Origin of the sequence: Bacteroides cellulolyticus, assembly GCF_025567135.1 — a bacterium.
GTDB lineage: Bacteria > Bacteroidota > Bacteroidia > Bacteroidales > Bacteroidaceae > Phocaeicola > Phocaeicola cellulolyticus.
On record NZ_JAOQJJ010000001.1, the window covers coordinates 11,066 to 25,965 of the forward strand.

9 protein-coding genes and 1 CRISPR repeat array (1 of these 10 cut by a window edge) are annotated in these 14,900 nt (G+C 38.3%); all 9 genes read left to right on the top strand.

Going from position 1 to position 14,900, the window contains the following annotated elements; translation table 11 throughout:
• Positions 1-1,086: a CRISPR direct-repeat array (repeat unit 47 nt; unit sequence GCTGTTCTTGTTAGCACAAAGATAATGATTTGAAAGCAATTCACAAC); it begins 3,098 nt to the left of the window's first position.
• Between the two features lie 174 nt (positions 1,087-1,260).
• The 9 genes from OCV82_RS00030 to OCV82_RS00070 are packed head-to-tail and all read left to right on the top strand — an operon-like array spanning position 1,261 to position 14,900.
• On the top strand, positions 1,261-4,323 hold the full coding sequence (locus OCV82_RS00030; protein WP_154042508.1) for a TIR domain-containing protein: 3,063 nt from the start codon (positions 1,261-1,263) through the stop codon (positions 4,321-4,323).
• Complete coding sequence (locus OCV82_RS00035; RefSeq protein ID WP_262542694.1) at positions 4,247-5,038, top strand: MBL fold metallo-hydrolase; 792 nt, start codon at positions 4,247-4,249, stop codon at positions 5,036-5,038. The genes OCV82_RS00030 and OCV82_RS00035 overlap by 77 nt, the downstream gene beginning before the upstream one ends.
• A 2-nt stretch (positions 5,039-5,040) precedes the next feature.
• The gene (locus OCV82_RS00040; protein WP_154042510.1) at positions 5,041-6,039 is read left to right on the top strand and encodes a TIR domain-containing protein; all 999 of its coding nucleotides are present in this window, start codon (positions 5,041-5,043) and stop codon (positions 6,037-6,039) included.
• A gap of 20 nt (positions 6,040-6,059) precedes the next feature.
• Complete coding sequence (locus tag OCV82_RS00045; protein WP_154042511.1) at positions 6,060-6,353, top strand: RyR domain-containing protein; 294 nt, start codon at positions 6,060-6,062, stop codon at positions 6,351-6,353.
• Between the two features lie 3 nt (positions 6,354-6,356).
• Positions 6,357-8,477, top strand: coding sequence for a hypothetical protein (locus OCV82_RS00050; RefSeq protein ID WP_154042512.1), 2,121 nt, complete (start codon positions 6,357-6,359; stop codon positions 8,475-8,477).
• A gap of 45 nt (positions 8,478-8,522) precedes the next feature.
• A complete protein-coding gene (locus OCV82_RS00055) occupies positions 8,523-9,353 on the top strand; it encodes a patatin-like phospholipase family protein (protein ID WP_262542698.1) in 831 nt (276 codons plus the stop codon).
• A 37-nt stretch (positions 9,354-9,390) separates the two neighbouring features.
• Positions 9,391-10,263, top strand: coding sequence for an aldose 1-epimerase family protein (locus OCV82_RS00060; RefSeq protein ID WP_154042513.1), 873 nt, complete (start codon positions 9,391-9,393; stop codon positions 10,261-10,263).
• Positions 10,264-10,268: 5 nt separating this feature from the next.
• Positions 10,269-11,483, top strand: a complete 1,215-nt coding sequence (locus OCV82_RS00065) for an exonuclease SbcCD subunit D (protein WP_154042514.1) — start codon at positions 10,269-10,271, stop codon at positions 11,481-11,483.
• Positions 11,484-11,498: 15 nt separating this feature from the next.
• Positions 11,499-14,900 (top strand): AAA family ATPase, encoded by a 3,402-nt coding sequence (locus tag OCV82_RS00070; RefSeq protein ID WP_154042515.1) that lies wholly within the window; start codon positions 11,499-11,501, stop codon positions 14,898-14,900.

Consider the following 14,900-nt stretch of genomic DNA (forward strand, 5'->3'; position numbering starts at 1 on the left):
GCAATTCACAACTATCGCAAATATAATCTTTATTCTTTAAGGGCTGTTCTTGTTAGCACAAAGATAATGATTTGAAAGCAATTCACAACTAGGAACGATAAATAGTGTAACAGCACGTAGCTGTTCTTGTTAGCACAAAGATAATGATTTGAAAGCAATTCACAACAGTTCTACCACCGTTTACTTTGGTGGGCTTGCTGTTCTTGTTAGCACAAAGATAATGATTTGAAAGCAATTCACAACACCAGTCAAAGAATTTTGTAACATCTTTAGCTGTTCTTGTTAGCACAAAGATAATGATTTGAAAGCAATTCACAACTCTTCGGAAATAGTAAGGAAAAATTTTCTGGCTGTTCTTGTTAGCACAAAGATAATGATTTGAAAGCAATTCACAACGCAGATTGTATAACTGATATAGATAAAAAAGCTGTTCTTGTTAGCACAAAGATAATGATTTGAAAGCAATTCACAACAATATGACGGCCGTCCTGTTCTTGATACCGCTGTTCTTGTTAGCACAAAGATAATGATTTGAAAGCAATTCACAACCCGTCAACGTAGTGATAAACGGGAAAATCGGCTGTTCTTGTTAGCACAAAGATAATGATTTGAAAGCAATTCACAACTAGGAACGATAAATAGTGTAACAGCACGTAGCTGTTCTTGTTAGCACAAAGATAATGATTTGAAAGCAATTCACAACATAATTCTATAAAACATAAAAAGCAAAATGGCTGTTCTTGTTAGCACAAAGATAATGATTTGAAAGCAATTCACAACCAATCAATGGCATACTACTGACAGTTACATGCTGTTCTTGTTAGCACAAAGATAATGATTTGAAAGCAATTCACAACTATCAGCTACATTAGTATCAACAAGGTTTGGCTGTTCTTGTTAGCACAAAGATAATGATTTGAAAGCAATTCACAACTCGATGCCATTTTAAATTTCTATTATAACGCTGTTCTTGTTAGCACAAAGATAATGATTTGAAAGCAATTCACAACAGAAGGAATGAGTGTATATGCGTCTGACAGCTGTTCTTGTTAGCACAAAGATAATGATTTGAAATAATTTACAACAAATTAATATTTATTTCTACGATTTGTTATGGTATATTTTATCGTTTTGATAGAAGTTATATAAGATAATGCACAAATGTTATATACTAATAATTAAAAAAAATATTTGGATAACATAAATTTATTGTATATATTTCGTAAACATAAATTTTTGTAACCTTTAGAATTTAAACTTATGAATTCAAAAATTAAAATTTGCCCGAATTGTGGAAATGATATGAATTTGGGAAAGAGATTTTATTTCTGTCAAGAATGTGGCATGTCTTTGCCTATAATTGACAATATTCGTTCAGTTAAAAAACTTTATTCTTCTAGATATGTATTTATAAGTTATGGACATGATTCATATGCTGAGTTTGCGAACCGTTTATGTGATGATTTAAAGATAAGGGGGCATCACGTATGGACTGACCTTGAATTGAAAATAGGTAATGATTGGGAGTATAGTATTGAAGATGCATTAAACAAAGTTACATCTCATAAACCAAATGGATGTTTTGTGCTATTGATGTCACCACATTCTGTTAGGCGTCCTGATGGCTATTGTTTGAATGAATTGTCTGTTGCTATTAGAAGTGGATTATTTCTTATTCCTGTAAAATTACAGAGTATAGAACCTCCGTTGTCAATAGCTAGAATTCAATATTTGGATATGTCTGAATGCTTATTGTCTGGTTTTAGTGAATCTATTTATCAGAGGCAGTTGGGACTTCTAGTTAACGCCATAGAAAATGATGAAGTTAACTTTGATGGAATGCAGTCTCGTTTAATAAGCCTGCTTCGTCCTATTGAGTTCAAGAATGAAATAAAAAAATATATGAGAAGGTTTACTGGACGTCAGTGGGTCCTTAAACGAATTAGGGAGTGGTTATATACCCCTAATGCTTCAAAGGTATTTTGGCTAACGGGTGGACCAGGGGTGGGGAAAACTGCTTTGTCTATATGGTTAAGTTGTCGTGAAATACCGGAGATTCATGCATGGCATTTGTGTCAACACTCGGATACGTTAACAAGTAATCCTAAAAATTGTGTACTTTCTCTTGCATATTATTTATCTTCACATTTACAGGAATATTTTGATAAATTGTGCTCAATGAATTTGGAAGAGCTTGTTAATCTAACTAACGTAAATATTAATACTTTATTTACTAGATTATTGTTGGATCCGTTGAACGAGATAGAACCTCCACAAAAACCTGTTGCTATTTTGATAGATGCTATAGACGAGGCTGGTATGGAGAACGGAGAAAATGTATTAGCCAAATTTATTGGACGTTATTTCTCGGAATTTCCTGATTGGGTAAGGCTTATAGTAACAAGTCGGCCGGTATTGGAAGTGGAAAAGTGGTTTAGACAACTTAAGCCGGAAATTCTTGATACGGCAGATGCTAGAAATGTAGAGGATATACGTTTGTATGTAAAGAAAAGAATTGCAGATAAAAATCTTACGGTCTCAGAAAAAATAGATATCGAGGAGGCTATAATAAATAAAAGTGAAGGAGTGTTCTTGTATGCAGAGTTTGTATGTGATTCTTTGGATAACGGAGATCTTGATGCGTTGAAACCTTCATCATTTCCTGCCGGATTGTATAATACTTATGAGGATTATTTTGAACGGCGTTTCCCAGTGATAGAGGTATATGAGAAGGAAATATTACCTTTCCTTAGTTTGATTGTAGCTGCAAGGGAACCGTTGAATTTACAGGATATAGACAGATTTTTTGGCGTAAAGAATGTTTTATGGGAAGAAGATAATATTTATTTTTTGACAAAGAAAGTAGGATCGTTGTTCAAAGTTAATGATAATATTATTGTTCCATTTCATAAATCTATAATAGATTGGTTGACTAAAGATAAGAACTCAAAATATTATATTAATAAACGTAGAGGGGACATGTGTTTTATTGAATGGGCTGAGGCATTTAATAATGATTACACAAAACTTCCAAACTACTTTCTTAAATTTCTAGTAACTCATTATATTCAGTTAAGGATGTTTAAGGAAGTAGAGAATGTACTTATAAGTTATGAATATTTTAATCAACAAGTTTGCAGACTGGGCTTTGATGATGCTTTGTCCATATATTTCTCTAATTTAAAGCAATTTGCCCAATGTTGTATTGATTCATTGGAAAAAATATATCTGTCAGACTTTTTTCTAAATCTTATAAATAATCATAGAAGATATCTTTTAGATAATGGTTATTTTTTGGATCTTAGTACAATGAATTTTAGCTGTATAGTTTCAAAATTGTTGATTTCTCCTGTTTGCGAAGTTTCAAGGTATATTGGGCTATTGTATTATTATTATGCGATTGAAGATTTTTCATCAGTAATTAGCCTTACGCATAAATTATTGGAGAATTCATCTTTTATAAATGTTTCGGATTATTCTAAATCTCAAATGTATGAGGTTTATGGATTAAGTCATAGAAAATTAGGAAACTTTATGATAGCCAGGGAAGCTTTTGAAAATACAGCTAAATTAGGTAAATCCTCAAATAACTCATATCAAGTTTCATTGGGATATGCAAATTTGGCAAAAATAGAATATCATCAGTTGAATTTTGAAAAAGGGTATGAATATAATCATTTGGCTTTTGAATCTTTATCTAGAAGTTTGGATGAGTTAGATAAAACTAAGGGAGATAAAACTATTAGTATTCGTTTGTTTATGGCTGAATATAAAAGATTAGCAGCTGAAACATATATTTGGGGATATGAATTTTCAAAAGCCAAAGAATGTTTAGATTATATTGAAAACGTATATTCGCAAATTAAAATTAGGGATAGATATTATGTTAGGTATCTTTACACGTCTGCTTTGTATAATATATGTATATCTGATTTGGATTTGGCGACTATGCTTTTGGATAAAGCGACCATGCATTGTAGAAATAGTTATGATATGGCTACTGTTTTTTATTATAAATCGATAATAATGCTAGCTAATGATTTTCTTTGTTGTAAAGGTAAAATAGATGTCCTGATAAATGAGTCAGAAAAATTGTTTTCAAAAATTAATGCAAACATTGAGTTGACAGAAATTAGGATTCTTAGATTATTTGTCGATATGTCAGCTAAAGTTGAAGTCGATTTAAATAATATCCGGTGGTTTAAATATGTATATGATTTTTTTGTTAATTTATTATCTAATGTATATGGAATTAAAAGTATTGGGAAGTGGAGGATGGATTCCGACAAGTGCTCGGGAAACTTGTTCTTATATAGTGAATAATAATGGGGATATTTTGTTTCTTGATATGGGGACTGGTATTTCAAGGTTTGATTTGTTTGAACATGAAATAACAGGTGAAAGAGTTAATATTGTTTTGTCTCATTATCATCTTGACCACATAATAGGTCTTGTATATTTTCTAAATGTATGTAGGGATAAGGATATATATATATGGGGGCCAGGAAAGGATTTTTATGGCGCAACATGTAAAGAAATATTAGAAAAAATAATTTCGCCTCCTTATTTTGGAAGACCTATTATGAATTTTTCCAATAATGTAGTTATTTCTGATTTTAGGATTGGTGTAAATAATATAACTGATAATTTGATTTTTGAGACGGTAATGCAAAAACATTCCTCACCGTCTTTTGGTATTATTGTTAATAATAAAGTATATTATGCCACTGATACATCTGTATTGAATGATACATTTAAAAGATCTGTAAATTTTGACTGTCTGCTTCATGAATGTTGGACTTTGGATAATGAAATGTCAGGATCTAAACATTCGTCATTGGTAGATATAATAAAAATGTTTGATGAATATAGAATTGAAAATTTGAAATTGATTCACATTAATCCCAATTGGAGAGAGATTGAATTTGAAAAAGCTGGTAAGATGATAGGAAAACGTAATATATCATTTGCAAATGATGGTGACATCTATTTTTTAGATAAATGTTCGTATAAATCTGTTAATTTAGAAAATTTGTAATTATGGAAACTAAATCTGCTCAAGTGGTTATTTTTTCATCAGGAAGTCAGAGGAATACTATATTGAAGCTTTCTGAGGAACTGGAAAAAAAGAATTGTAATTGTACGTTATGGACAAACCTGTTTACCCGTCAGAATGATAACAGTAAATTTGCTTTGTTGCCTACCTTGCTGAAAAAAATCCCAACTTTCGACTTCGCTATAATTCTGGCTACACCCGATGATTCGGTTAACAGAATACGCGACGGGGTAGAAGAAAATTTCCAGTGTATGAGGGATAATGTAATTTTTGAAATAGGATTGTGTGTCATGGCACTGGGGGCCAACCGTACAATTATACTTCAGAATGAGAGTGTACACTTGTTTGATGACCTGATAGGGGTGTCTGGTGTAAATAATACTGAGACTATGTTGTCGGCTTCTGCTTTGGGGGTAAAATGTTTTACATATTCTGATGTTAAACGTCTGGAACAGATTTATGATCCTCTGGTTGATTATATAAACAGTGAAATGCAGGTGTTCTCGCCGGTTGTAATTGGAGCTGCATGTTCTACGGCAATTGGATATTATAATATGTTTATAAAGAGAATTGTTCGAGGTTTGGACAGTCCGGATTTTGCTATGAAAGATAAGGAGGTAAGGGTACTGGTTCCGCTGTATATCAGTAGCAGTATCTTTAAGGATATTGATGATTATTATGCTGATAATGGTTTCAGTAAGATGACACGAAAAATGGATTCCGGAAGAGATATGTCGTTCTATTACAAAATGGAGAATGACAGTTTTATAGTATGTGACATTCCTACAAGTATTGGTGCTTCTTATCAGATGGCTCAGGATATACTGTCAATAGAAGCGGCTGATATAGATGATGTGGACTCGGAAAAACGGTTTTTGATGAAAGAGGCCAACATGTTTTATCTGACATTGAAAAAACTGTTGGCGGAAGAACTCACGAACAGTAAAGTGAAAATTGTGCTTGAAAGAATGTGTGAAAATTAATTGTCTTAATACTGAAAATTATGAGCCTGAATGAATATAAACCAAAACCGGTTGATGTGTCGGATGTGGATTTGCCTGATTCGCTTAAAGAACTGATGGAACAGATTGCTGAGAATGTGCATGAGGTATGGAGTCGTGGTAGAATGGAGGATGGATGGGTGTATGGTCCTGAAAGGGATGATAAACTGAAGACGCACCCGTGCCTGATTCCGTATGGAGAATTGGATGAAAAGGAGAAGGAATATGACAGAAATACCGCTCTCAATACTTTGAAACTTATAATTAAATTGGGGTATAATATTAATAAGGGGTAGATTATGAGTGTAATAGGATATTACAAGCGATTGTTCTCACAAGAGAATATTGACAGAACTATATCTGGAGGTATCAGACCACAATTGAAAATACTAATGACTTTAGTAGCTACAATCTTATTCATATTCTTTATTATAGTTCTTATATTTTCTATTGAACTTGGAGGTTCTGATGGTTTCTGGGAACGGCTATGGCTTGTTTATAATAATTTTGTCGATTCTGGTAACCAGGTAGTGGAAAAGGGATGGGTAAACCGTTTATTGGTCACATTTATGAGTTTGTGTGGCACTGTATTGTTGAGCGGGGTGCTGATTTCAACTATCTCGAACATTATTGAAAGAAGAGTGGATGCCATCAAGTCGGGAAAGGTGACATATCGTAAAATCAAACAGCATTATGTGATAATCGGTTTTTGTGATACTACAATTAGTCTTATAAAGGAGATATGTAAAAAAGACAATACCAATCCTTTGTTATTGATGAGTGGGGTGGAAACTGAAACTATTCGTTCGGAAATACAGTCGCATTTGAGTAAGGAGGATGAAAGTAGGGTTATTATTTATTTTGGAAATATAGAATCTGAAGAAGAACTGGCGAGACTTAATATTCATCTTGCAAAAGAAGTCTATATTTTGGGAGATGAGAATATGATGGGGCGTGATTCCAAGAGTATTGAATCTGTGCATAAGGTTAGTAAGCTTAGGGGAAATCCTGCAGGAAAACCTTTGCTGAATGTTTATGTGCAATTTGACAGAATACCATCGTATTCTAATATACAGAAAATGGTTTTACCGAAAGAGTATGTGTGCTATGGGAATGTTCCGAATATTTATTTCAGGCCGTTTAATTATTATGAGAATTGGGCGCGTCAGTTATGGGGCTTGTATTCTGTAGAAAATGGCTATGGCTTTAAACCGTTGTTTAATAGACCTCTGACAATGACTGTAATGGATGGTAAATCTGTGGCTGATAGTGCTAATAGCTTTGTTCATTTGGTAATAGCAGGCTTTAACCGCATGGGGCGTTCTTTATTCTTGGAAGCATTGCGCGTATGTCATTATCCAAACTACGATGATACCGTGGATAAGAGCAGAAGTGTGCGTACAAAGATAACATTGATTGATAGGAATATGGATGAAATGTTGCCATATTTTAAAGCTCAGTTCCCGTATTTGGATAGTCAGATTTTTGATATAGATATCAATTATATGAATGCTGACATAAGTAGTAAACAGGTTAGGGATTACATTGTGGGGTTGGCTTCGGATAAGGATTGTATGCCTACGATTGCAATTTGCGTAAGTGATCCTGATATGAGTCTTTCGTTAGGACTTAACTTGCCTTCTGAAATATATGAGAAGGAGGTTTCTGTTCTTATACGTCAGGAGATACAGACAGACCTTGGAAGATTGATAAACAGTGACAGTGGAAGATTTAAGAATGTAAAGATTTTTGGAATGCTGGATCAGGGTATGTCAATGTCTTTATTGGGTGATGAACTGCCGGCTTATGTAAATCAAATGTATAAATGCAGTTGCTGTAAGAATACTCCGGGAAAAGAGGATAAGTCTTCTAACGATTATTGTTCGATATATGGAACCAAAGGCTGTAAGTTATTTGTAGAAGGAAGTGCAAATAATCATTACATGTTGAGCTTGTGTAAGTTTGTTCATGACGAACCTGAGTATGCTGCAAGGATGAAAGAATGTGCATATGATGCATGGTTTACTTTGTCTGAGGTATATCGTTGGGCTAACAGATACCAGATTGATGCATATGTGGTTTATTGTCGTACTCTTGGATATGAAATCTTTAAAGGTGAAGTTGGTAAGGAATGGGAAGAAGTTTCATATGAAGATTTTGAGAAGAGAATAGATGAAGGATATTTACGTACTCTGATGCGTATGGAAAAGTACAGATGGAATGCTGAAAGAACTATTGAGGGATGGCGGTATGGTGAGGTTCGTAATAATACTTATCTGGTGCATAATCTTATTTTGCCGTATAATGAGTTAGAGAAAAAATATCCGCAAGAGATAGGTAAGGATGAGGATGTTATAAGAAATATTCCTTATATCTTGAAGTTGGGTGGATATAAAATTTATAGAAAAATCACTCTTTAATCAGTGAAAATGCTATATATTTACACTGATGAACACCTAAACAACATGGAAAATCAAGTTACGAAGCAGGATAATAAGGACATGGTAAAGGATTTACCATACAATATAGGTCTGGCACTTAGCGGTGGCGGAGCAAAAGGTTTTGCACATCTTGGTGCCTTGCAGGCTCTGGATGAAAAAGGTATTAAACCTGATATTATAGCCGGTACAAGTGCCGGAGCTGTGGTAGGTGCCTTTTATGCAGCCGGATTCAAACCTAAGGAGATTCTGAAATTGTTTTTGGGGCATGACTTCCGTGATTTCGTGAGTTTTATGATACCGAAGGAGGCTTTGCTGAAATATGACGGATTCATAGAATTTATGGAGAAGAACTTGCCGGTGAAACGGTTTGAGGAACTGAATATTCCTTTCTGTGCCGTGGCGTCAGATTTTGACAAAGGTGAGAGTAAGGTCTTTACCGAGGGTGAGCTTGTGCCTAGAGTTATGGCTTCGTGTACCATTCCCATTGTGTTCAAGCCGATGATGATTGACGGTGTGAGGTATGTGGACGGTGGGTTGTTCAAGAATTTCCCTGTTACGCCTATTCGTGATTTGTGCCGTAAGGTGATTGGGGTGAATGTATGTCCCAAGCATCCGGAGGAGTATGAGGATAATATCCTGCGTGTGGCTCTGAGGTCTTATCTGTTTTTGTTCAAGCAGAATGCGGTGGAGGATTCGGAACTGTGCGACTTGTTGCTTGAGGTGGATTCCATAGATGAATATAATATTTTCAATCTTAAAAATGCTTTGAAGATTTATAATCAGGGATACAGGCAGATGGTTGAACTGCTAGCCTCACAAACTCATAAACTCATAACCGACGGTCAGCGAAGTTAAACTTATAAACTCAAAAACTTATAAACTTAAAAAATATATGGAGAAATTATCAAATGATGTACTGAGCATTCAGGTGTCGGCAGCCGGTGCCGAACTGTGCAGCATACAGTGTAACGGTAAGGAGTATCTGTGGCAGGCTGATCCTGCATTCTGGAACAGACACTCGCCGGTTCTTTTCCCTATAGTGGGAAGAGTGTGGGATAACACTTACAGATGCGAGGGTGAGACTTATTCGTTGGGGCAGCACGGATTTGCGCGCGATATGGAGTTTCAGCTTGTGAGCATTACTGACAATGAGGTGTGGTACAGACTGACTGACAATGAAGAGACTCATAAGAAATATCCTTACAATTTCTGTCTGGAGATAGGTTACAGGATAGAGCAGAAGAAGATTCATGTGATGTGGAGGGTTAAGAATACCGGAAAGGGGGATATGTATTTCCAGATAGGAGCTCATCCGGCTTTTTATTTCCCGGGATTTGACGCATCTACAAAAGAACGTGGCTACTTCGGTTTCGATAAGAAAGAGGGACTGGAATATATCCTCATAGGTGAGAAGGGATGTGCCAATACTGATGTGCACTATCCGTTGGAACTGAAGGACGGACTGTTGCCGATGAATACTTCTACTTTCGATGGTGATGCTCTGATTTTGGAGAACGGACAGGTGGGTGAAGTTGCCTTGTATGACAATTCGCGAAAGGCTGTGTTGCATCTGTTATTCGACGCTCCGGTTGTAGGACTGTGGTCGCCTCCTGGAAAGAATGCTCCGTTTGTGTGTATCGAACCTTGGTATGGACGTTGTGACAGTATGAATTTTGATGGCGAATATAAGGAAAAGGACTGGATACAACATCTGCCTGAAAACGGAACTTTCGATGGCGGTTATGTGATTGAAATAATGGAATAAGTTTTATGAAGATTATACACACGAGCGACTGGCATTTGGGACATACCTTATATGAGCATGACAGGACGGCGGAACATGCCGCTTTCCTGTCTCAGTTCAGGGATATAGTGGAGGAGGAAAAACCGGATGCCCTTCTTGTAAGCGGTGATATCTACGACCGTACCAATCCTTCTACTTCGGTGCAGAAAATGTATTACAAGGCTTTGCTGGAGATGCATAAGGCATGTCCGGATATGGCTATTGTGGTGACTGCTGGCAACCATGACAGCAAGGCGATGCTGGAACTTGGACGTGAACTGTGGCTGATGGCAGGAGTAAGGGTAGTGGGACAGCTGGAAAGGAAAGACGGGACGGTCGATCTGGACAGGCATATCATAGGTATAGAGGATGCCGATGGTGTGTTGAAGGGATATGTGGTGGCTGTGCCGCATATATTCGACCAGAGTTATCCGCTGATGGATGAGGAGGCTTCCAAAGAGGAACGCAGGTGTGTATTTTTCCGTGCTTTGCAGGACAGGGTTAAGATGGTGAATACTGCCGGGGTGCCGGTGGTGTTGATGGCACATATGACGGTGGCAAACAGTAATCTTGAAGGGCACGACACTGACGTGATAGGGGGAATCAATGAGGTGGCTCATGAGGAGCTCGGTATGGGTTATGACTATATCGCGCTGGGACACATACATTATCCTCAGACACTGAGAGGAGCTGCCGGAGTGGCAAGATATTCTGGTTCGCCTGTTCCTGTGAATTTTGATGAGACTTATCCTCACTCCGTTTCAGTGATTACGGTGGAGAGAGGAAGGGAACCTGAAATAAGGGAGATAAGGATTAAGAATATTCGTCCTATGCTGACTGTTCCTGCTGTTCCTTCTGCTTTTGACGTGGCTGTTGACGGGCTTTCTGACATCGGTGATGACGAGGAGTGTTATGTAAGACTGAATATACTTCTTGATAAGCCTATGCCTGCCGATTATATGGAGAAGATAGCTAAGGCCCTAGATGGCAAACGTGCCGCATATTGTTATTGTAAGATTACCAGACCGGAAATGCTGGCCGCGGATAGTGATACGGTTATGACTTATGATGAGTTTCAGGAACTTACTCCGATAGATGTGGCACAGAGATTTTACAAATCGAAGTTTGGTACTGATATGCCTTCTGAGATGGCTGATATGATAGATGAAGCCGTGAAGAGATATAACGGGAGAAATGTATAAAAGTCTTTACAATTTATGAAACTGGCTAAACTGAAAATTGAGAACATAGCGTCTGTAGAGGTGGCTGAGATTGATTTCGATAGTGGAGCGTTGGCTGAAGCTTCTGTTTTTCTGATTACCGGCGATACGGGGGCAGGCAAGACTACCATTCTGGATTCAATCTGCCTGGCTTTGTATAACACTACTCCAAGGCTGAATATGGCATCGGGGGTGAAATCGAATTTCGGAACAGACAATATCACCGCTAGAAACACGTCAAATCTTTTGAGGCATGGGGCACGTCAGGCCTCGGCTGTACTTACTTTTCTCGGGTCTGACGGGGTAATGTATGAGGCTGTGTGGCAGGTGAAGCGTAACAGGAACAATAAGCTTACATCGCCGGAACAGACTTTGTCGTGGGGTGACACTACTGTGAAGAATGCCGATGCCGTGAGAAAGGTTACGGAGGAAGCTGTAGGGCTGGATTTTGATCAGTTCTGCCGTACTACGATGCTGGCTCAGGGACAGTTCACTCAGTTCTTAAAAAGTAAGGATGATGAGAAATCTGAAATTCTGGAAAAACTTACAGGAACGGAGATATATTCGGAAATAGGAAAGAAAATAGAGGAGATAAAAAAGGAAAAGGAAGCTGATTATAATGCTCAAAGGAGTTTGACAGAAGGGATAGTATTGCTTAAACAGGAGGAGATTGACTCGCTGAACGGACAGAAATCGGAAGCTTTGCTCAGAAAGAAACAGCTTGATGGGGAGGCGTCGCGTCTGGATTCTTGTGTGAAATGGATGGAGGTCTATAAAAAGCTGCAGGAAGAAAAGGTGGTGGCAGAACGGAAATTCAAGTTATGTATGGAGGTAATAAATTCTGACAGCTTTAAAGAGGAAGCCAGACTTATCTCTGATTATGACAGAATGGGTAATGCCGGTAGCTGCCTGCAGACGAAGAGAGAGGCAGAACAAAAGGTAAGAGAGCTTGAACTTGAAGCGGGTAGGTTGAAGACACTGTTCGTAGAGCTTCATAAGGGAAGAAACGGTTTGAGGGCATGGATACAGCAAAAGAACAACCTGCTTGAAGCATTGAATGTCCGTATAGCCGGAGCTGCGGCAAATGTACCTATGTTTTCGAACGTACAGAAAATAGAGACTTTGCTTAATTCTGTTTTGGAGACATCTGTCAGGGTTAGGGGAAATACAGAGGCTCTGAAGAAACGAAATAACAGTATGCCTGTAATAGAAAAAGCCTGTTCGGACAAAGAGGATAGCGTAAGTAAGCTGGGAAACCTTGTAGAATTAAAGGAAAAAGAGATAAGTGCCGCCACACAGGCTGTAGCCGATATGAAACCGGAGACAGTCAATGAGGAGGTACGTAGTCTGTCGGTAGAGAAGGATAGTCTGAATAGGCTTAATACGCAGATTGGCGTACTGAAAGATTGCAGCAAGACTCTTGCAAGGCTGGAGAAAGAAACGTCGGCTCTTATGGAGGAATGTAAACTTCATGAGGCTGAACAGGTAAAACTGGATGTGAGGCTTGAAGAAAAGAATAAAAAGCTGGTGGAGGCCAGAAAGGCTTATGACGGAGTGGAGCTTTCTTTGCGTGACTGGACTGTGAGTCTAAGAAGTAAATTGGCAGTGGGTGATGTATGTCCGGTATGCGGACAGGTGATAGACAGGTTGACTACAGATGAGGAGTGCGAAGAGAGATTGAAACCGCTTGAGGAGATGGTTGCATTGGCTGAGAAAGAACTCAGAGAAACTTTGGCTGAATGTAATGCCATACAGATTATTGTGGAGCGCCTGAAGAAGGATATTCAGGCTAAACTGAATGAGAAGAAGGAGGCTGAAGACGCAATAAGGAATGCCGGGGCTCTGGTAAGGAACATGTGTGCGGAATTGTCTGTCAAGTGCGGAGAAGGTGATGAGCTTGATGTGACGAATCTGGATGAGACTTTACATATTGTATCTGCAAATAATTCGGCAAGGATGAGTGCTTTGATAGAGATGCAGAAGAAAATAAATGACAGCAACAACCATCTTACTTTGCTGAATAATGAACTGAAGGATATAAGGAAGGAATTTGAGAATGCTGTCAAGTCGAGAGATAAGGCAAAAGAGGACAGGCAGACGGTGGTGAATGAAATTGAGCGTATCAGCTCGTTGATAAAGATTGACAATGAGATGATAGCCAAGGCCCTTCAAGATGCCGGCGGAATGATTGTGATAGAAGGATGGAGGAATATGTGGGATAGTGATCCGTCAGGCTTGCTGTCTTCCATACGCAATTCCGCTGCTGAGTATGATGGATGGGTGAAAGACGTAGCGGCAACTGAAAAGCTGCTTTCCCAGGCTTTGCCGGCATTGGAGAATGTGGAAAAAATCCTTACAGAGATATCCGAAGTATGGAAGAACTGGAATTGTGATAATATTACGGACGCTATATTGGTTGACAGGCTTACAGACAAGTGTATTGACTTTTCTGCCAAGGTGCATGCCCTTACTACATCGCTTGCCAATGAACGTGAGAGGATGGTCAAGGCAACCGGCGAACTGGATGCTTTCCTTTCACTGAATCAGGATTTCGACCTCGGAAGGATAGAATATATCTCTTCAATAAAGAATATATCAGAGATAAGAAAACAGCATGATGCCGAAATCACCGGAAGCAAGAATGCGGAAAGTGTTCTTGCGGCTAAACAGAAGGAGCTTGATTTGCATCTTGCGTCTTGTCCTGAAGATGTACGCGATGGTGTAGCCATAGAAATGATGAAATCAATGCTTGCAGACGTACGTAGTGCCATTGATACGGTCATGTCTGATATTGGCCGTATAGAGCAGCAACTCAAATCGAATGAGCAGAACATTGCCAGATTTAGTGTGGAAAAGGAAAAAGAAGAAGCCAAAAGGCGCATTTTTGTGGAATGGGAGTCTCTGAACAAGCTTTTCGGCGGTGGCGACGGAAAGATTTTCAGAAGGATTGCTCAGAGCTTTATACTTAATGACTTGCTGCATCGTGCGAATGGGTATCTGGTTAAGTTGAACAAACGCTACAGGTTGGACTGTGAGCCGGGTACATTGACTATCAGGATGATGGATATGTATCAGAATGATGCTCAGGGACCGGTTGACATTCTTTCAGGAGGAGAGGGATTTCTGGTTTCTCTTTCTTTGGCTTTGGCTCTTTCCTCGCTCAACAGGAGAAATCTTTCCGTGGATACATTGTTTATCGACGAGGGATTCGGAACGCTGAGTGGTGATGTACTGAATACGGTTATGAATATGCTGGAAAAACTGCAGGGTATCAACGGAAAGCGTGTGGGTATAATCAGCCATGTGGAAGGACTAAAGGAAAGGATACCTGTGCAGATCAAGGTCAGTCGTATTGACCAGACGCGAAGTATGGTGGAAGTGGTAGATAACAGAATATAA